The organism is Nonomuraea terrae, assembly GCF_044465245.1.
GTDB lineage: Bacteria > Actinomycetota > Actinomycetes > Streptosporangiales > Streptosporangiaceae > Nonomuraea > Nonomuraea terrae.
Map to the genome: position 1 here is coordinate 262,253 of NZ_JBITLL010000007.1, position 18,440 is coordinate 280,692.

The following is an 18,440-nucleotide window of genomic DNA, read 5'->3' on the forward strand; positions in this document are numbered from 1 at the left end:
ATACGCTCCGACCAGCAAATAAGAACAGGTTCCTGTTTTGCCCGCTCTGAGCTTAGGAGAGCAGATGGGCACGCTGGGTTTCTGGAGGTTGGCGGAAGCGGACCCCGAATGGGTCGCGGCTGTGGATCCGGACGGTACGGAGCATCGGGCGGGGGAGCTCCTGGCCAGGTCGAACCGGCTCGTGCACGGTCTGCGGGCACTCGGGCTGGAGCCAGGCGACGGCATCTGCGGCCTGGTCCCGAACGGTGCCGACGGCCTCGTTCTCTACCTGGCGGCGTTGCAGGCCGGCTGGTACTACACGCCCGTCAACTGGCACCTGACCGGCCCCGAGATCGCCTACATCGTCGCCGACAGCGAGGCCAAGGCGTTCTTCGTCCACCCGCGGTTCCATCGGGAGGGCGCGCGGGGCGCGGAGGCCGTCGAGCCGCACCGCCGCTTCCTTCTCGGGGACGACAAGCGGGACGGCTTCCGGATGGCGGACGAGCTGACCGACGGGCAGCCGGACACCACCCCTGACGGCCGTACGGCCGGCGCCACCATGCACTACACCTCCGGCACCACCGGCAGGCCCAAAGGCGTCAGAAGAGCGCTCAACGGGCTGGACCCGGACGACAACGCCGAGCTCATGACGTTCCTGCTGCAGATGTTCGGCATCACGCCGGGCCGTCCCAACGCCCACCTGGTCACGTCGCCCAGCTATCACACGGCGGTCACCCAGTTCGGCGGCACGGCCCTGCACATGGGCCACACCCTCGTCTACATGGACCGGTGGGACGCCGAGGAGATGCTCCGGCTCTGCGAACGCCACCGGATCACCAACTCCCACATGGTCCCGACCCACTTCAAGCGGCTGCTCGCCCTGCCGGAGCGGACGCGCGCGGCGTACGACCTGTCGTCGCTGCGCTGGATGATCCACGCCGCCGCGCCCTGCCCCGTCCCCGTCAAGCGGGCGATGCTCGACTGGTGGGGCGACTGCGTGTACGAGTACTACGCGGCCACCGAGGGCGGCGGCACCATCGCCACCCCCGAGGACTGGAAGGCGCACCCGGGCACGGTCGGCAAGGCGTGGCCCATCAGCGAGCTGCTCGTCGTGGACGACTCGGGCGAGCCCGTCCCGACCGGCACCCCCGGCACGATCTACATGAAGATGACGGGCGCCACGTTCGAGTACAAGGGCGACCCCGGCAAGACCGCCGCCAACCGCCTCAAGGATTTCTTCACCGTCGGCGACATCGGCTACCTCGACGGGGACGGCTTCCTCCACCTGTGCGACCGCAAGGCCGACATGATCATCTCGGGCGGCGCGAACATCTACCCGGCCGAGATCGAGAACGAGCTCACGGTCCATCCCAAGGTGGCCGACGTGGCCGTGTTCGGCATCCCGGACGAGGAGTGGGGCGAGCAGATCAAGGCCGTCGTCGAGCCCGCGCCCGGTGCCGAGCCCGGCCCCGAGCTGGCCGCCGAGCTGCTGGCCTCCCTGGAGGGCCGGCTGTCGAGGATGAAGTGGCCGAAGAGCATCGACTTCATCGCCGAGATGCCCCGCGAGCCCAACGGCAAGCTGCTCAAACGCAAGCTCCGCGACCCGTACTGGGAGGGACACGACCGTGCCATCTGATCCGCTGGTCGCCCGGCACGTCCTGGAGTTCCCCGGCGGCTACACCCGTACGACCGGGCCGGTGATCGGGCGGTTCCTCAGCGAGTTGCGCGCCCGCCGCATCGTCGGGGTCCGTACGGCCGAGGGCCGCGTGCTGGTGCCGCCCCTGGAGTACGACCCCGCGACCGGCGAGGCGGTCACCGGCGAGTACGTCGAGGTCGGCCCGGCCGGCACGGTCACCACGTGTGCCTGGGTGGACGAGCCGCTCGACGCCCACCCCCTCGACCGGCCCTTCGCCTGGGCACTCATCGAGCTGGACGGCGCCGACACGGCGCTGCTGCACGCCGTGGACGCCGACAACCCCAAGGCGGTCGCCGCGGGCACGCGGGTGTGGCCGGTCTGGAAAGACCGCCCCACCGGGCACATCACCGATATTTCCCATTTCGCGCCTGAGGTGACGAAGATCGTCGCGCCCGTGCGCACCGAATACCGGCTCCAGGCCGGCGGCGCGCTCCGCGTCTTCCTGGAAGGCGTCGCGCGCGGCGTCTTCCTCGGCGGACGCTGCCCTTCCTGCGACCAGGTGTACGTGCCGTACCGGATGTCCTGCCCCGAGTGCGGCGAGGTCATCGGCGAGCCGGTCGAGCTGCCCGACACCGGCACGATCACCACCTACGCCATCAACAACCTGCCCGACCCCCGGGCCCCGCAGGTGCCGTTCGTGTCGGCGTACATCCTGCTCGACGGCGCCGACATCCCGATGATCGCCCTGGTCGGCGGCGTGCCCGCGCACGAGGTGCGCCAGGGCATGCGCGTCAGGGCCGTCTGGGTCCCACCGGAGGAACGGACGGCGTCCATGGCGAGCGTCCGCTGGTTCGCACCCATGGAGCCGTCATGAGAGACGTCGCGATCGTCGCGTTCGCGCAGACCCGGCACACGTCCCACGACACCGGCCTGACCGAGCCCGAGCTCATCCGGCCGGTCATCGACGAGGTCAAGGAGCGCACGGGCCTGCGGCGCTTCGGCTTCACCTGCTCCGGCAGCTGCGACTACCTGGCCGGGGCGCCGTTCTCGTTCGTCTCGGCGCTCGACGCGCTGGGCGCCTGGCCGCCGATCTCCGAGAGCCACGTCGAGATGGACGCCGCCTGGGCCCTGTACGAGGCGTGGGTGCGCCTCCAGCACGGCGACATCGACTCCGCCCTGGTGTACGGCTTCGGCAAGTCGTCGCTCGGTGGCCTGCGCACGATCATGACGCTCCAGCTCGACCCGTACTACCTGGCGCCGCTCGGCCTCGACCAGCTCTCCTACGCCGCGCTCCAGGCCGCCGCGGTGGGCGCGGAACGCAAGGAACTCGACGAGATCGTCCGCCGCAGCCGCGCGGACGGCCGCGGCAACCCGTACGCGCTGGACCTGCCCGACCCCGACGGCGCTGAGGACTACGCCGTACGGCCACTGAAGAAGACGGACGTCCCGCCCATCACGGACGGCGCCGCCGCGATCGTGCTCGCCGCCGGCGACCTGGCGCGACGCCTCACCACGAACCCCGCGTACATCACCGGCATCGCACATCGCATGGAACCTCACTACCTGGGTATGCGAAATCTCGCCTTGTCGGCCTCCGCGGCCGATGCCGCACGAGCCGCCGGGGTCGGCAAGGGCCCTGTCGAGGTCGCCGAGCTGCACGCCCAGTTCCCGCACGAGGAGATCATCCTGCGCCGCGCCCTCGGCCTCGGCGAGGAGACCACGATCAACCCCTCCGGCGGGCCGCCGGCCGCCAACCCCGTCATGGCCACCGGCCTCATCCGCATCGGCGAGGCCGCCCGGCGCGTCCTGGACGGCTCCGCCCGCCGCGCCGTCGCGCACGCCACCGGCGGCCCCTGCCTGCAGCAGAACCTCGTCACCGTCCTGGAGGCCCCATGAACCGGGAGCGAGCCCGACGCGGTGAGCGGAGTGGACGGTTGAGGGACGAGGCCGGTCGCGGAGCGAACGAGGAGTGGTGAGCGACCCATGAACAGGTGCGCGGTCATTGGCGTCGGGCAGACGCACTACACCACCAAACGGCGCGACGTCTCCATGGCGGGGCTGGTGCGCGAGGCGGCGCTGCGGGCGCTGGAGGACGCCGGGCTGACGTTCAAGGACATCGACGCCGTGGTCATCGGCAAGGCGCCGGACCTGTTCGAGGGCGTGATGATGCCGGAGGCGTACCTCGCGGACGCGCTCGGCGCGGCGGGCAAGCCGATGATGCGGGTGCACACGGCGGGCAGCGTCGGCGGCACCACGGCGCTGGTCGGCGCCTCGCTCATCCAGGCGGGCGTGCACGAGCGGGTGCTGGTGGTGGCGTACGAGAAGCAGTCGGAGTCGAACGCCACCTGGGCGCTGTCCACCCATCTGCCGTTCAGCGCGTCGCTCGTGGTGGGCGCGGGCGGCTACTTCGCCCCGCACATCCGCGAGTACATGCGAAGGTCCGGCGCTCCCGGCCACATCGGCACGCTGGTCGCCGTCAAGGACCGGCTGAACGCGCTGAAGAACCCGTACGCGCACCTGAGGATCCCCGGTATCGACCAGAAGACGGTCGAGTCGACGCCCATGCTCTGGGAGCCCATCCGCTACCTGGAGACCTGCCCGAGCAGCGACGGCGCCTGCGCGGTGGTCCTCGCCGCCGAGTCGGCCGTCACCGGCACCCCCGCCTGGGTGCACGGCACCGCCATGCGCTCCGAGCCGATCTTCCGCGCCGGCCGCGACACCGTCAGCCCCCAGGCGGGCAAGGACTGCGCGGCCGACGTCTACCGCCAGGCCGGCATCACCGACCCGCGCCGGCAGATCGACGTCGCCGAGGTCTACGTCCCGTTCTCCTGGTACGAGCCGATGTGGCTGGAGAACCTGGGGTTCGCAGCGGAAGGGGAGGGCTGGAAGCTCACCGAGTCGGGCGCCACGGCGCTCGACGGCGACATCCCGTGGAACGCCTCGGGCGGCGTGCTGTCCAGCAACCCGATCGGCGCCTCGGGGCTCATCAGGTTCGCCGAGGCCGCGCTGCAGGTGCGCGGCATGGCCGGCGACCACCAGGTGGACGGCGCCCGTACGGCGCTCGGCCACGCCTACGGCGGGGGAGCCCAGTTCTTCGCGATGTGGATCGTCGGACGGGAGAGGCCCTGATGGAGTTCAACCACGCTGACCTGTTCGAAGGGCTCGCTGACACGATCGGGGAGCGCACGGCGGTCGTCTGCGGCGGGGAACGCCGCACGTTCGCCGAACTGGACGCCGAGGCCAACCGGCTCGCGCACCACCTCCAGGACCTCGGCGTCGAGCCGGGCCAGCACGTCGGCCTGCACCTCTACAACGGCGTCGAGTACATCGCCGGCCTGCTCGCCACCCTCAAGATCCGGGCCGTGCCGATCAACGTCAACTACCGCTACGTCGAGGCCGAGCTGGCCTACCTCTACCGCGACTCCGACATCCGGGCGCTGGTCTACGACGTGGAGTTCGAGCCCAGGGTGGCCGCCGTCGCGGACCGGGCGCCGCTGCTCGGCCACCTGATCGCGGTGGGCGGGCCGCCGTCGATCGGCTCCGCGGTGCCGTACGCGACCGCCCTGGAACGTGGCAAGCCCGAGCGCGGCTTCCCGCCGCGGTCCGGCGAGGACGTGTACATCATCTACACCGGCGGCACCACCGGCCTGCCGAAGGGCGCGATGTGGCACGTCGAGGACCTGTTCATGGGCTTCGGCGGCGGCAACCCGTACGGCCTGCCGCGCGCCACCCCGCAGGAGGTGATCGACGAGGCGGTCAAGGCCACCCCCATGGTGATGATGGCCGCCCCGCCGCTCATGCACGGGGCCGCGCAGATGGCCACGTTCCTCGCCTGGTGGATGGGCTCGACCATGGTGTACGTGCGCAAGTTCGACGCCGCCGAGGTGTGGCGGGCCGTCGGGCGTGAGCGCGTCGCCACCCTGAACATCACCGGCGACGCCATGGCCAGGCCGCTGGCCGAGGAGCTGGCGCGCGGCTCGTACGACGTCTCGTCGCTGTACGCGATCGGCTCGACCGGGGCGATCCTGTCCGGCGCCGTACGCGACCGCCTCCAGGAACTGCTGCCGAACGTCATGATCCTCGACAACTTCGGCTCCACCGAGTCCGGTTACACCGCCTCGGGCGTGGCCGGGTCGTCGCCGGAGAAGGGCCTGCGCTACCAGCCGAACTCCGTGGTCAAGCTGGCCGTGCTGGACGAGCGGCTGCGGCCGGTCGAGCCCGGCTCCGGGCAGATCGGCACGCTGGCCAGGTCGGGACGGGTGGCGTTCGGCTACTACAACGACCCGGAGAAGACGGCCCGCACGTTCGTCACCGACGAGCAGGGCACCCGCTGGCTGCTCACCGGCGACCTGGCCACCGTCGAGCCCGACGGCACCGTGAGCATCTTCGGCCGGGGCTCGCAGTGCATCAACACCGGTGGGGAGAAGGTCTTCCCCGAGGAGGTGGAGGCGGTGCTCAAGGGGCATCCGGCGGTGTTCGACGCGGTGGTGACCGGGGTGCCGGACGAGCGGTGGGGCAGCAGGGTGGCCGCCGTGGTGGAGCCGCGCCCCGGAGCCGAGGTGACCGCCGCCGAGCTGGACGCGCACTGCCGGACGCGGCTGTCCGGCTACAAGGTGCCCCGTACGTACGCGTTCGTCGCCGAGATGGTGCGTTCACCGGCCGGCAAGGCCGACTACCGCTGGGCCCGCGAAACCGTCGAATCCTCTTCCGGAGGTGTGTCGATCTGACCGGCCGCCCTTCGTGTAGGTGGTGACCCCACACGAAGGAGAGGGACATGGGCAGGATCGTGGTCATCGAACACCTCACGCTGGACGGCGTCATGCAGGCCCCCGGGCATCCTGAGGAGGACCCGCGGGACGGCTTCCGGCACGGCGGCTGGGCGTCGGCGGCCCAGGACCCCTTGATGCAGGAGGTGATGGGGGCGAGCATGTCGAGCGCCTGGTCGCTGCTCGCCGGGCGCACGACGTACGAACGGTTCGCGGCCTATTGGCCGCGCCAGGCCCCGAACCCGTTCACCGAGGCGCTCGACCGGGTCACCAAGTACGTGGCGTCGACGACGCTGAGCGGGCCGCTGCCGTGGCGGAACTCCGTGTTGCTGCACGGGGACGCGGTCGAGGCCGTCGGCAAGGTGAAGGCGGAGGTCTCCGAGAACCTGGTGGTGTTCGGCAGCGGCGTGCTCGTCCGCTCACTGCTGGCGGCGGGCCTCGTGGACGAGATGGTTCTCATGATCCACCCGCTGGTGCTGGGCTCCGGACGCCGCCTGTTCGCCGGTCCGGGCCCGTCGTCGGTCCGGCTGACCGACGCGACGACGACTCCCACCGGCGTGATCATCGCCCTGTACCGGCCGCGGGACTGACGCGCGGTCAGGGGGTGGCGCCGAGGCGGAGGAGTTCGGCCTCGACGGCGCGGGCCTCCTGGTCGCGGCCGGCCTTCTCCAGCAGCCTGAACCGGCCGCGCAGGACGTCGCGCAGCAGGTCGCCGTCCTGACGGGCCGCGGGCAGGGCGCGCAGCAGGTCGGCGGAGACGCGCAGGGCGGCGTCGGCGGCGTCGTCCCGGCCCAGGTCGAGCTGGCAGAAGCCGAGCCGGGCGTGGGCGACGGCCCTGGCCGGCGCGTCCCGCGTGAGCTGCGTGGCCCGGTGGAAGACGAGCCCGGCCTCCAGCGGCCGGTCGGCCTCCATGAGCGCGTCGCCCAGCATGAGCATCGCCCGCGACAGCAGGCCGCCCTGCATCGGGTTGCCGGGGGAGAACCGTTCCAGCTCCGCCACCGCCTCCCGCAGCGGGCTGATCGCCTCCGCCGCGAGGTCGCGCATCCTGAGCGCCGAGGCCAGCGTGAGGCACGCGCCCGCCCGGCCGGTGTGCAGGGCCTGCGGGTCCGTGCCCGTGGCGATCAGCTCGTCGTAGATCGCGATGGCCTCGCGCGCCCTGGCCTCGGCCTCCACCGCGCCGTCCAGCCGCAGCAGCGGGAGCAGCTCCGAGCTCTGCGCCAGCGAATCGGCCAGCACCGCCCGGTACGTCAGGTCGTCCGGGTCCCGCCTGGCTGTCCGGATCAGGTTCTCCACCAGCGCGTTCGCCTCGATGAGCGCGCCCAGCATCATGTGGCAGCGCACCAGCCGCTGGGTGGCCAGGGCGTGCTTGACGGTGCCGGGGCGGTGGCCGGTCGCGGCGATTCCGGCGTACTCGGCGGCCTCCCGTGGGCGGCCGGCGGTCAGGAGGTCGTCGGCGATCATCGCGGCGGTCTCCGCGGCGGCCTGCGGATCGGGCAGCGCGGTGAACAGCCGCAGCGCCTCCACCAGGTGCGCCATCGCCACCTGCTCCCGCCCGGACGCCCGCAACACCGTCCCGCGCACCTGAATCGCCCGTGCCCGCACTCGCGCCGGCTCCATCCGGCCCCGCTCCGGCCGGCCCTGCTCCCGCCGGTCCCGCTCCGGCCGGTTCTGGTCGGCGCGGTCCAGTTCGGCCAGGGACCAGGTGATCGCCTCCAGAGCCGCCTGCGGCCGGTCCAGGGCCGCCAGAGTGGCGCCCAGCTGGGCGTACACGGCGGCGGCGACCGACGGGTCGTCCAGTTCGTCGCACAGGTCGGCGGCCCGCTCGCAGTGCGCCAGCGCCTCGACCGCCCGGCCGCGTTCGAGCAGCTCGGCGGCGTACCCGAGCAGGGTTTCGGCGAACGTGCGGTCCGGCCGGCCCCCGAGCAGGCCGACGGCCTGCTCCAGGACGGGGAGCTCGACCCGCCCCGACAGCGCGTACACCGCCGCCAGCTCCGCCAGCGCCACCCCGAGCGGCTCCCGGTACGCGCCGGAGACCACGGCCAGCCCCCGGTAGACGCGCACGGCCAGCTCCGCCCCCAGGACGGCGCCCTCGTCGTCCCCGTCCCGCGCCGCCGCCGCGCCGAACGCGGCCAGGCAGCGGGCGTACCGGGCGTGCAGCTCCGGCGCGCCGCCCAGCGGCACCTCCCGCTCCAGCGCCTCGGCGAACGCGGCCAGCGGGCCCGCCAGCCCCGCGGTCCCCGTCATCTCGGCGACGAGGCCGGACAGCTCGTCGACGAGCGTCCCCAGCACATCGGCTCCGGGCAGGGGACGCATGTCCAGGATCCGCGCGTACAGGGCGGCCCCGGCGGCCGGTCCCTCCTCCCGGGCGCGCAGCCTGGCCAGCCGCACCAGCGCCAGCAGGTGCACGCCGACGAGATCGCCGGGCACGGTGCCGACCCGCGCCATGAGCGCGGTCCCCCTGGCCAGCCGGTCCCCGGCCGCCTCCGCGTCGCCCAGCTCCGCCAGGCACAGGCCGCCCAGCTCCAGGCAGGCGGCGGTGAGCAGCCGCGCGTCGTCGTCCCCTGGAGGTGACGGGACGGCGTCGAGCGCGCGGGTGACCGACCGGAGCGCGCCCTCGGCGTCCTGCCGGGCGAAGCGGATCCCGGCCTGCAGCCGCAGCGCGCCGGCCAGCGCCGGCGGCGGTTCCGCTCCTTCGCCCACCAGCCCCGCGTACAGCTCGACCAGCCGGTCCGCGGCGGCCTCCGCGTCGGCCGGGCAGGCGGCGCGCGACAACGCCACGGTCTCCAGCGTCAGCAGATGGGCCAGCTCCGTACGGAAGGCGACGCTCAGCTCCGCCTGCGGCTCGTACGACTCGATGGCGGTGAGCAGGTGCGGGACGGCCTCCTTGTGGCGTCCCAGCCCGACGAGCGCCCGGCCCAGCGCGGCGGCGACCATGCCCACGGCGATCGCGTGCGGCGGGCCCGGCGCGGCGTGCCGCTGGAGCAGCTCGGCCGCCTGCGTGGCCAGCGCGAGCCCGTCACCGGCCCGTCCCGCGTCGGCCCAGGCGGTGGCGAGCATGGCCTGCGCCGACAGGTAGGCGTCGACCAGCTCGGGCCCCGGCGGGCCGGCGTCCTCGACGGCCCTCCTGCACTCCGCCAGCCGCTCCTCCGCCCTGGCCACCGCCTCCTGGGGCGGGGTGACGGTCAGGCCGGGCAGCCACGGTTCGCCGGTCTCCGGCTCGGCCGGCTCCATGCGGCTCAGCCTGGCCCGCACCTCGGCCGATCCGTCCTGCCCGCGTACGAGATGGCCCGCGCCCGGCACGTCGTACAGCTCGGCGGCGATCTCCAGCTGGGCGCGGGCGTCCGCGGTACGGCCCAGCTCGTCCAGGCACAGCCCGAGCAGACGCCTCGCGCGCGCCGCGCCGCCGTCGGCGGCCACCGTCATGGCCTCCTGCAGCGGGGCCAGCGCCTCCTCGGGACGGTCGTCGGCCAGCAGCAGCTCGCCGAGGTCGAGGAGCCCGGCGGCGAGCGCGGGGCGGTGCTCGGCGGGCTCCAGCGTGACGAGGGCCCGCAGGTTCCGCACGCACTCGGCGGCGGACCTGGCGGCGGCGTCCAGGTCGTCGAGGCGGGCTTGGACGCCGGCCAGGGAGGAGGCGGCCGAGGCCAGCATGGCCCGCAGCCCGGGCTCCGCGTCCGCGAGGCCCCGCAGGCGCGCCACCGCCTCGGCCGCCGGGACCACGGCGTCGCGCGGCCTGCCGTACGCGTCCAGCCGGGTGGCGATCAGGTGGAGCCGATGGGCCACGTCGCTGCTGGTCGAAGCCGCCGCCCTGACGGCCTCGGTCGCCGCGACGCCGAGACACCCCGCCACCTCGGGCAGCACCTCGACGGCCTTGACCTCCTCGAACGCCGTCACCGGCCCCGGCACCCGCCAGACCTCCGCCGTGCTCGGCCCGGCCGCTCGCGACGCCTCGATGCCGGAGAACGCCGACGGCCCACGCCCTGCCGCTCGGGACGGTTCGAAGGCAGTGAACGCCGTTGCCCCAGGAGGGACGTCCGCGTCCACGACGGACAGCACAGTGGCCACGTGGGCCGCGAAGTCCGGGTCGCCTCCCGCCGCTTCGAACGCCGCCACGGCGTCGCCCACCCGGCCGGCCTCCAGCAGCGCGCACGCGAGGTTGTGGTGCGCCCGCGCGGCCTCGCCCGAATACCGCGGACCCTCCTCGGCCAGGATGCGGAACCTGGCCGCCGCCTCCTGCGCGGGCTTCAGCGCGTCCGCGCCCGCACCGGCGAGCAGCAGGCACGCCCCCAGCCCGAACAGGGCATCCGCCCGCCCGGCAGCCGCCTCGTACGGGGGAGCGCCGGCGTAGATCTCGACGGCCTCCGTCGCCGCGGCGACCGCCTCGCCGAGCCGTCCCACACTCGCCAGCGCGCTCGACGACCACGTCAGCGCTCCGGCCAGGGCGATGCGGTCCCCGTGCGCGCGCCGGTGCCGGACGGCCAGGTCGGCGAGCGTCACGTTCAGCGCCCGTAACCCCGGCCCGACGCCGCGCCGCGGCATCGGCACCCCGGCGGACACGATCGCGGCCGGCCCCGGATCGGCGGCGACCAGGGCGAGCGCGGCGTCCAGCACGTCGCCCAGCCGGGTGCCGGGGTGCGCCGCGGCCTCCCCGACCAGCTCGGCGATCCGGCCGGTGACCAGCGCCCGCAGCGCCGCCCCCACCGGCTCCCTGCCGGACGTCAGGAGCAGTACGTCGATCATGCGGATGAGCTGCTCGACCGTACGGCCCTCGCGGTCGTGCAGCGCGAGCACGAGCCGCTCCAGGCCGTCCGTCCCGGCGAGCAACTCCCCGACCACGAGCTCAGGCCCGAACGCCCCCAGCCGGCCGCCCTCATGGGGAACGCCGGGCACGACGGCCGGCAGGCCCGCGAGCTCGGCGGAGGCCGGCGCCGTCAGCGCGAGCGCCGCCGCCGCCCGCCGTACGGGCTCTCGTGGCGCGTCCTCCCGCAGGATCTCCTCATCAGGGGACCCGTCGCGGGTGTCCTCCTGGGCGGGGTCGTCGCGTTCCGCGCGGATCCACCGGTCCAGTTCGCGGGCGACGAACCGTCCGAGCAGCCCGCCGCCCGCACCTTCGGCCGGATCGCCGACGCGCACCCGCAGCAGGGCGGCCAGGTGGACATGGAACGGCAGCCCGTACACGGGATCGTCGAGTCGCGGCGGATCCGGGAGGTCGGCGCGGTCAGGAGCGAACGCCCGCATGGCCGCGAGCACGTGCTCCGTCCGCTCGGGGAGCGTGAGAGGGCGGATGTTGAGCTGGACGGTGGTCGTGGTGAGCCGCCGCAACCAGCCGCCCGACGCCGTGTCCAGCCGCCGCCACCCTTCCGCCTCACCCGGCTCCCTGACCAGGAACAGCAGCCGTACGCGCGGGTTGCGCCCATGCTTGGCCAGCCGCCGGATCAGCTCACCCACCGTCGGGTACGACGGCTCCGGCCGATCCACGACCACCAACGTCTCCCGCAGCGCGTCCAGCTCCACCACCTCGGGCCCGGCCGGGCCGGACAGGAGGTCGTGGACCGCGTCCAGCGGCAGGAAACCCGTGTCCCACCCGGCCTCCGCGAGCTCCGCGCACAGCTGGACCGCCAGCCGCGTCTTCCCCGTGCCGCTGCGTCCGGTGATGACGGCGATCGACAGCGGGTCCGGTTCGGCGGCCCACGAGCGGAGCTCGTCCAGCTCCTCGTCCCTGCCCAGGAACGGCACCACGGCATGGCGGGCCGTCAGCAGCATCCCGTCGGGGCAGCCCTCCGGCGGACGCTCGTGCGCGGGCGTCAACAGCTCCGGCAGGAACACCGCGCGATCGCCCTCCGCCACGCTCTCCAGCGCGTCGGGACCCACCCCTGTCAGCTCCCGGAACCGCTCGTCGCCCAGCAACGCGGTCACAGGAATGACGTCCAGCCGATGCCCGGCGTCCCCGAAAGCCCACCCACCCGACCGACCGCTGGACAACGAGCGGTCTTCGCGGAGAAGCGACCGGCCCCCACCGGGAGCGTCGGACTGTCGCCGCCCGCCCTCGGCTCCACGGCCACCCACCCCGCCGGCACGCCCGAAGCCCGCCAGCTCACGGAAACCGGCTGCGCCCGGCGCGGTGGGGTCGGTGGCGATCGGGCCCGGCAGGTGCGTCAGGGTGGGGAGGCGGCCGGCACGGTCGGCTGGGCTCGGGGCGGTGCGGTGGTCGGTGTGGTCGGTGGTGATCAGGCCGATGAGGTGGCCGGTGTGTCCGGCGAGGAGGGCGGCGCCCGCCATGCCGTGCCAGAGCGAGACGGGCATCGACTCGGGCACCGGATCCAGCACGTGGAACGCCAGCGCCTTCGACACCACGCTCATGGGCGCATCCACCAGCCCGGACACCGACTCCGCGTCCCGGACGCCGTCCCGCTGCCACGCCTGCGGAAAGCCTCTGGCCACACACCGCAGAGAACCGGAGCGCCGAACACCGCAAGCACCCGAGGGCCGTTCGCCCTCGGGAACGCCGGACGTTCGCGCCCCAGGAGGAGGCGTCAGTTCGGCCCAGGAGAGTCGGGCGAACCGGGCGCCCAGCGGTTCGCCCGCCCGCAGCAGCACCGCTCCCGCGCTGCCGCCGCGCCCCCGCCACACCTCCTCGGCCGCCACCCACCGCGCCGATCCGGACGCGCGTACCTGGCAGGGTGCGGCGGGATCCATCACGTGGCCGGAGGTCAGCACGAGATCCGCGCCGATCGCATAACCGGACCCGGTCACGCCTACGACGGTGTCGTGACCGGAATAGACCTCGACGACCCGTTCGAGCCCGAGGTGGTGTGGTGGCGTGTCCAAAGGTGCCGCCTATTGCCTGCGTTCCGGCGTGCCGTCCCCCTGACGAGCGACTGAAGTGCTCCCACTATCGCACTATGGCCGGGAAAATTCGCGGCTTGTCATGCCTTCTCGGTTGTGAGCCAGGCCGCCAGACCCAGGTACACGACCCCGCTCCCGACGTCCAGCCGCCGCCGGGCGCGGGCCGACCCGCGCACCCGCCCCGCGAGGGCCGAGGCGAGCATCGCGTACGTGCCGTCGGAGAGCATCCCGAGCGCGATCCACAGCAGCCCGAGCACGAGGATCTGCGGGCCGATCGGCCCCGCGCCGGGGTCGGCGAACTGCGGCAGGAACGCCACGAAGAACACCGCCGTCTTGGGGTTGAGGACGTTGACCAGAACCCCTTCCCAGAACAGCCGTCGCTTCGAGTGCACCCGCAGCTCGACCGTCTGCTCGTCCTCACTCCGCCGCATCAGCTTGCGGACGCCGAGCCAGAGCAGGTAGGCCACGCCGACGTACTTGACGATGGTGAACGCCGTGGCCGAGGCAGCGAGCAGCGCGCTGATGCCCAGCGCCGCCGCGGCGACGTGCACGACCGACCCCACGTGGACGCCGAGCACCGAGATCAGCCCCGCGGAAGAGCCCTGGGAGACGCTCCTGGTGACGATGTAGAGGACCGCCGGTCCGGGGACGACGAGCAGCGCGAGAGTGGCCGCACAGAACACCACGAGCGTTGAAATATCCGGCATAAGGCCATGCTAGGTACGCCGTCAACGACTTTTCCCGACCCCCACCGCATCCTCGGCGGCCGGGACGGACCCCGTCGGCGGCGCGGTGCGCAGGCTTTCGTCCAGCGCCGCCAGCAGGGCCGCCAGCAGCGCCTCCGTGGCGGGCGGGTGCGGCGGTTCGCCGTAGACGGCCGCGTACACATGCCGCACCGACCCGGGCACCTCCGTGACCTCGACCTCCGGGTGCCGGTGGGCGCTGAGGGCGAGCCCCGGCAGCAGGGTCAGGCCGAGCCCGCCCGCCACCAGCGCCTGCACCGCCACGATGTCGTCACTTGTGAACGTGATCCGCGGCGCGAACCCGGCCTTCTCGCACATGTCGAGCAGATGGCTGCGGCACCGGTCGCACCCGGCGATCCACGACGCGTCGGCGTTGTCGGCCAGCTCGCCGGCCGGCGCAGGGGACACCAGGTAACTGGGGTCGTCGAGGAGGTGGACCATGTGGATGCCGCCGTCCTCGGGCGCTGTGTCGTCGTACCGGAAGATCACCGCCACGTCGGCGCGGCCGGCCCGCAACAGGCGCAGCGCCTCGGGCGGCTCCGTCTCCGTGAGCTCCAGGCGCAGCCCGGGGTGCTCGGCGGCCAGCAGCCTGGCCGCCCCCGGGATGAACGTCCCCAGCGCCGAGGGGAACGCGGTCAGCCGTACGCGGCCCGAGCGCAGCCCCACGTGGGCGGCCAGTTCCTCGGAGGCGGCGTCGAGGCGGCCGATGATGTCGGCGGCCCGCTCGGCCAGCAGCCGGCCCGCCTCGGTGAGCCTGATGCCGCGTCCGGCGCGCTGGATGAGCTTGGCGCCGGTCTCGGCCTCCAGCCGGGCCAGGTGGTGGCTGATCGACGGCTGCGAGTAGTGCAGCACCTTGGCCGCCTCGGTCAGCGACCCCTTCTGGGCCACGGTGAGGAGCACGCGCAGGCGGGTGACGTCCAGCATTCATCAATCGTATCTATTGATCGACCAGAAGACTTCTGTTGGACCTATCAATGCAGATGCGGGACCGTAGAGAGGAAGGGATATTCCGGACGTAGGGAAGCACCATGAACCTCACCACCGTCACCAGGCCCGGCCTCGATGTCCTCGTGTCGGGTGTGTCCGGAATCGTCGCCCGGGGGCTGGGGGCGCACGAGACCGCGTTCGCCGTCGCCGATCTGCTGGGCGGCCACCTCCCCGGGCCCGACATTCTCACTCCGGCCGAGCGCGAGGGCTCACCCGACGGGTACGTCACCCACATCCTGCACGCCGAGGACGACTTCTCCATCGTCGCCGTCGTGTGGCGCCCCGGCCAGGGCACCCCGATCCACGACCACGTGTCGTGGTGCACGTTCGGCATCATCAGCGGGATCGAGCACGAGACCCTCTACCGCGACATGGGCGACCACCTCGTCGAGATCGGCCGGGCCGACAACCGCCCGGGCGAGGTCAGCGGCTTCGCGCCGCCCGGCGACATCCACAAGGTCCGCAACACCAGCGCGGAGACGGGCATCTCCCTGCACATCTACGGCGCCGACGTGGCCCGCCTCGGCAGCAGCGTCCGCCGACTCTACGACCTGCCGGTCAGGTAGTCCTCCAGCCGGTCGGCCAGCTCCTTGGGCCGCGCCAGCATGGGGGCGTGGCTCCCGTCGATCTCGTCGGGCGTGATGCCGAGCCGGTCGCGTACGACCCGGCGCATGAACTCCGGCGTGAAGAACCGGTCGTCCCGGCAGAGCAGGAACCTCGTCGGCACGGCGGGCCACGCCTCCAGCGGCCACGGCTCCACCATGGCCTTGTCGGCGTGCTCGCGCGACCGCACGATCGACTCCGCGGCCAGTTCGGCGGGCACGTCGTGCAGGAACAACTCGACCGTGTCGAGCTCGGCCTGCTCGAACCCGGTGTTGCCCCACCACGCGGACGGCGGCTCACCCGGCGCCGGGATCATCGCCGTCACCAGCACCAGCAGCTCGGTCCTCGTGCGCGCGCAGACCAGCGGCCCGACGAAGCCGCCCCACGAATGCGCCACCACCACCACGTCACGCCGGTCGCCGAGGGCCTCGACCACGGTGTCGGCGTAGTCGAGCAGGCCGGCGTCCTCGTCGCCGAGCGGCAGGTCCACCGCCACGACGTCGTGCCCGCGCCCGCGTAGCTCGGGTTCCAGCAGGTGCCAGTCCCACGCGGAGCCCCCGCCGCCGTGGATCAGCGCGAACGTCGCCATCTCCGTACCTCCCGCTCGGTTTCCCGCCATCCTGCCCTGCGGGCGATGAGTTCGCGGCGCCGCATCGGTCTTTCCCTGGGGAAACCGAGAGGATCGACCATGGAACCGACGGTGACCGGCTCCGGCACCCTGCACGAGGGGCTGGACCTGGTGGTGGAGGGTGTGGCCGAACGGGTCACCGACCCCGCCGCGCGCAAGGAGCCGGCCGCGGCCTGGGCGGAGAAGTACGGCCCCACGTGGCACTTCGAGGTCCGCGACGGCGCGTTCGTCAACGTCGCGGGCGGCACGGCCCCGGTCTACGCGGTACGGCCGTCGAAGGTGCTCGGGTTCCGCAAGGGCCACCACAGCCAGACCCGCCGGCGCTTCTGAGGTGGGAAGCGCCAGGAGGGCCGGCGACACCGAGAGCCGCGAGAGCTCGTCCAGCGGCGAGCCGTCGGCTGCCGACGGCGACCGCCCGGCACGGGCCGCCGCCGGTCAGGGGAGGTCGCCCGGCTTGTCGACGATGCCGGAGCCGAGCACGGAAAGCCCCATCGTCTCGCCGTCGCTCACCACCTTCACGCCCATGTAGCCGTAGTCGACCGGGTCGAGGATGTAGGAGGCGTGCACGCCCTCGCCCGCGTCGAACCGCACGCCGATGCCCCTGCGGCCGTCCGCGTCCGTGGCGTTCTCCTCGATGGAGACGTTCGGGATCCTGGCCAGGGCCCGGTACATCCCCGCGGCCGTCTCCGGCGGCATCAGGGGCGTGTACTTCATGTACCAGCCGATCGCGCCGAACATCTTGACGTCGTCCGCGATCTCCGGGGCGCAGCGGGGCTGGCAGATCGACAGGGGATACCGCTCCTGCCGGAGACCGCGGAAGTGCCGCAGCAGCGCGTCGGGATCGGAGGGCAGCGCCGCCACCTCCCGCTGCGTCCGCCCGCTGTGCGTCGGCCCCTTCTCGGCGGCGCGCACGCGCAGCCTGCCGCCCTCCGACCGGATGGCCGTCCTGGAGCCGTCCATCCGGTCCCACGTCTCGAACGCCGGCAGGTCGGCGCCCATGTGCTGGGATTCCTTCAGGTAGAACCACTGGTCCGGCCGGATCTCGGTGGCCGGGCTCCGGGCGGCCACCAGCGCGGCCCGCTCCAGCACCACCGTGGCGACCGCCGGGCTCGCCGCCGCAGGCGGCGGCCCCGCCGGCCCGTCCGGCATCACCACGCCCTGCGGCCGCAGCACGGCCACGGCCGCGACGGCCACCACGCCAGCCCCCGCCAGCGCCAACCCCAGCCGGTACGCGGGCCGCCCCCGACGTGGCGCCGCCCTCCCGGCCGGGGCGGCGGCTCCTGCGAACGTCCGGTTCCGTCGCCGCCCGAAAGCTCCTGCGGGCGTCCAGCGCCTTCGCCGCCCCGAGGCGCCGGCCTTTCGCCGCCCGGAAGTCGCGGCTGTGAGTTCGGCCAGTTTGCGGCCCGCGCCGGACACGTCCAGCCGTTCGGGTACCTCGTCGCGGAAATTCCGGAGCCGTTCCATCTTGTCCGTCATCCTCATCCCTCGTTCCCGCTGGTCGGATCGACGCCGGCGAACACCCGCCGCACCTTCTCGCGCGCCCGGTTGACCCGCGACCGCACGGTTCCCACGGGGACGCCGAGCGCCGCCGCGACCTCCTCGTACGTGAGATCCGTCCAGGTCACCAGCAGCAACGTGTCCCGGTGCTTGCGCGACAGCCCGGCCAGCGCCTTCGCCAGCCGCTCGCGCGCCCCGCCGGCGGCCACCCGCCGCTCGACCTCGTCGGTGAACGGCTCGGTCACCGGGTCGATCCCGGTGCGGCTCAGCGCCTTGTACAGGCCGATCTCGCGGCGACGGTGCCGGCCGACGAGGTTGGTGGCGATGCCGTACAACCAGGCCCGCTCGTCGCCGAGCCTCGCGTCGTACGTCTCCAGGCGCTGCAGCGCGATGGCGAACGTCTCGGCGACGATGTCGTCGGCCGGTTCCAGCCCGAGCCGCCGGACGACGTAGCGCTTCAGCTCAGGGGCGTACCGGACGAACAGGGCGGCGAGCCGTTCGGGTGGCACGCCCTCCGCCGCGCCGTCCCGCGCGGGGCCGTCGCCGGTCGCCGCGGGGTCGGGCCAGGGCGAGAGGTCCGCCCGGCTCTCGTATCGCATGTGGTGCCTCTCGGGGGTCTCCGGTCATGACACGAGTAATTGCCGAGAGCCAGGACGACGGTTCCATCTTTTTCGCCCAGAGACTTCCGCCCACAGACTTCCGCCCACAGACTTCCGCCCAGAGACTTCCGCCCGGACGCTTTGGCCCGGGGAACTTCC

The 18,440-nt window shown here is 73.3% G+C and carries 14 protein-coding genes; 8 read left to right on the top strand and 6 right to left on the bottom strand.

Annotated elements, in window-relative coordinates; all coding sequences use genetic code 11:
* The first annotated feature begins 64 nt into the window (after positions 1 to 64).
* The 6 genes from ACIBP6_RS35275 to ACIBP6_RS35300 all read left to right on the top strand — a co-directional run bounded on the left by ACIBP6_RS35275 (position 65) and on the right by ACIBP6_RS35300 (position 6,971).
* Positions 65 to 1,615 (top strand): acyl-CoA synthetase, encoded by a 1,551-nt coding sequence (locus tag ACIBP6_RS35275; protein WP_397058143.1) that lies wholly within the window; start codon positions 65 to 67, stop codon positions 1,613 to 1,615.
* On the top strand, positions 1,605 to 2,489 hold the full coding sequence (locus ACIBP6_RS35280; RefSeq protein WP_397058144.1) for a Zn-ribbon domain-containing OB-fold protein: 885 nt from the start codon (positions 1,605 to 1,607) through the stop codon (positions 2,487 to 2,489). Before ACIBP6_RS35275 ends, ACIBP6_RS35280 begins: the two co-directional genes overlap by 11 nt.
* Entirely contained in the window at positions 2,486 to 3,511 is a 1,026-nt protein-coding gene (locus ACIBP6_RS35285) for a thiolase domain-containing protein (RefSeq protein WP_397058145.1), read from the top strand. The genes ACIBP6_RS35280 and ACIBP6_RS35285 overlap by 4 nt, the downstream gene beginning before the upstream one ends.
* Before the next feature lie 87 nt (positions 3,512 to 3,598).
* Positions 3,599 to 4,744, top strand: a complete 1,146-nt coding sequence (locus tag ACIBP6_RS35290; RefSeq protein ID WP_397058146.1) for a thiolase domain-containing protein — start codon at positions 3,599 to 3,601, stop codon at positions 4,742 to 4,744.
* Positions 4,744 to 6,342, top strand: coding sequence for an acyl-CoA synthetase (locus ACIBP6_RS35295; RefSeq protein ID WP_397058147.1), 1,599 nt, complete (start codon positions 4,744 to 4,746; stop codon positions 6,340 to 6,342). Before ACIBP6_RS35290 ends, ACIBP6_RS35295 begins: the two co-directional genes overlap by 1 nt.
* A gap of 47 nt (positions 6,343 to 6,389) precedes the next feature.
* Positions 6,390 to 6,971 carry a dihydrofolate reductase family protein gene (locus ACIBP6_RS35300; RefSeq protein WP_397058148.1) on the top strand — a complete coding sequence of 194 codons (582 nt, stop codon included), beginning with the start codon at positions 6,390 to 6,392 and terminating at the stop codon, positions 6,969 to 6,971.
* A gap of 7 nt (positions 6,972 to 6,978) precedes the next feature.
* Here the strand turns inward: ACIBP6_RS35300 and ACIBP6_RS35305 are convergent, their stop codons facing one another.
* The 3 genes from ACIBP6_RS35305 to ACIBP6_RS35315 form a co-directional block, all read right to left on the bottom strand.
* A complete protein-coding gene (locus ACIBP6_RS35305; protein WP_397058149.1) occupies positions 6,979 to 13,206 on the bottom strand; it encodes a hypothetical protein in 6,228 nt (2,075 codons plus the stop codon).
* A 98-nt stretch (positions 13,207 to 13,304) separates the two neighbouring features.
* Positions 13,305 to 13,931 (bottom strand): LysE family translocator, encoded by a 627-nt coding sequence (locus ACIBP6_RS35310; RefSeq protein ID WP_397058150.1) that lies wholly within the window; start codon positions 13,929 to 13,931, stop codon positions 13,305 to 13,307.
* 21 nt (positions 13,932 to 13,952) lie between these two features.
* Complete coding sequence (locus ACIBP6_RS35315; RefSeq protein WP_397058151.1) at positions 13,953 to 14,891, bottom strand: LysR family transcriptional regulator; 939 nt, start codon at positions 14,889 to 14,891, stop codon at positions 13,953 to 13,955.
* A gap of 104 nt (positions 14,892 to 14,995) precedes the next feature.
* On the opposite strand from ACIBP6_RS35315, the gene ACIBP6_RS35320 reads away from it, so the two are divergent.
* Positions 14,996 to 15,520 (top strand): cysteine dioxygenase, encoded by a 525-nt coding sequence (locus tag ACIBP6_RS35320; RefSeq protein ID WP_397058152.1) that lies wholly within the window; start codon positions 14,996 to 14,998, stop codon positions 15,518 to 15,520.
* Here ACIBP6_RS35320 and ACIBP6_RS35325 read toward each other — a convergent pair.
* Positions 15,499 to 16,146 (bottom strand): alpha/beta fold hydrolase, encoded by a 648-nt coding sequence (locus tag ACIBP6_RS35325; protein ID WP_397058153.1) that lies wholly within the window; start codon positions 16,144 to 16,146, stop codon positions 15,499 to 15,501. The genes ACIBP6_RS35320 and ACIBP6_RS35325 overlap by 22 nt on opposite strands.
* A 99-nt stretch (positions 16,147 to 16,245) precedes the next feature.
* On the opposite strand from ACIBP6_RS35325, the gene ACIBP6_RS35330 reads away from it, so the two are divergent.
* Positions 16,246 to 16,515, top strand: a complete 270-nt coding sequence (locus tag ACIBP6_RS35330; RefSeq protein ID WP_397058154.1) for a hypothetical protein — start codon at positions 16,246 to 16,248, stop codon at positions 16,513 to 16,515.
* A gap of 105 nt (positions 16,516 to 16,620) precedes the next feature.
* Here ACIBP6_RS35330 and ACIBP6_RS35335 read toward each other — a convergent pair whose 3' ends face one another.
* Both ACIBP6_RS35335 and ACIBP6_RS35340 read right to left on the bottom strand, forming a co-directional pair.
* The gene (locus ACIBP6_RS35335; RefSeq protein WP_397058155.1) at positions 16,621 to 17,667 is read right to left on the bottom strand and encodes a CU044_5270 family protein; all 1,047 of its coding nucleotides are present in this window, start codon (positions 17,665 to 17,667) and stop codon (positions 16,621 to 16,623) included.
* A complete protein-coding gene (locus ACIBP6_RS35340; protein ID WP_397058156.1) occupies positions 17,664 to 18,281 on the bottom strand; it encodes an RNA polymerase sigma factor in 618 nt (205 codons plus the stop codon). Before ACIBP6_RS35340 ends, ACIBP6_RS35335 begins: the two co-directional genes overlap by 4 nt.
* Positions 18,282 to 18,440 lie beyond the last annotated feature (159 nt).

Bases quoted from the DNA above. Each gene is read 5' to 3' on its own strand.
- ACIBP6_RS35275 (WP_397058143.1), top strand. From the start codon at position 65: ATGGGCACGCTGGGTTTCTGGAGGTTGGCGGAAGCGGACCCCGAATGG.
- ACIBP6_RS35285 (WP_397058145.1), top strand. From the start codon at position 2,486: ATGAGAGACGTCGCGATCGTCGCGTTCGCGCAGACCCGGCACACGTCC.
- ACIBP6_RS35290 (WP_397058146.1), top strand. From the start codon at position 3,599: ATGAACAGGTGCGCGGTCATTGGCGTCGGGCAGACGCACTACACCACC.
- ACIBP6_RS35295 (WP_397058147.1), top strand. From the start codon at position 4,744: ATGGAGTTCAACCACGCTGACCTGTTCGAAGGGCTCGCTGACACGATC.
- ACIBP6_RS35300 (WP_397058148.1), top strand. From the start codon at position 6,390: ATGGGCAGGATCGTGGTCATCGAACACCTCACGCTGGACGGCGTCATG.
- ACIBP6_RS35310 (WP_397058150.1), bottom strand. From the start codon at position 13,931: ATGCCGGATATTTCAACGCTCGTGGTGTTCTGTGCGGCCACTCTCGCG.
- ACIBP6_RS35315 (WP_397058151.1), bottom strand. From the start codon at position 14,891: ATGCTGGACGTCACCCGCCTGCGCGTGCTCCTCACCGTGGCCCAGAAG.
- ACIBP6_RS35320 (WP_397058152.1), top strand. From the start codon at position 14,996: ATGAACCTCACCACCGTCACCAGGCCCGGCCTCGATGTCCTCGTGTCG.
- ACIBP6_RS35325 (WP_397058153.1), bottom strand. From the start codon at position 16,146: ATGGCGACGTTCGCGCTGATCCACGGCGGCGGGGGCTCCGCGTGGGAC.
- ACIBP6_RS35330 (WP_397058154.1), top strand. From the start codon at position 16,246: ATGGAACCGACGGTGACCGGCTCCGGCACCCTGCACGAGGGGCTGGAC.
- ACIBP6_RS35335 (WP_397058155.1), bottom strand. From the start codon at position 17,667: ATGAGGATGACGGACAAGATGGAACGGCTCCGGAATTTCCGCGACGAG.
- ACIBP6_RS35340 (WP_397058156.1), bottom strand. From the start codon at position 18,281: ATGCGATACGAGAGCCGGGCGGACCTCTCGCCCTGGCCCGACCCCGCG.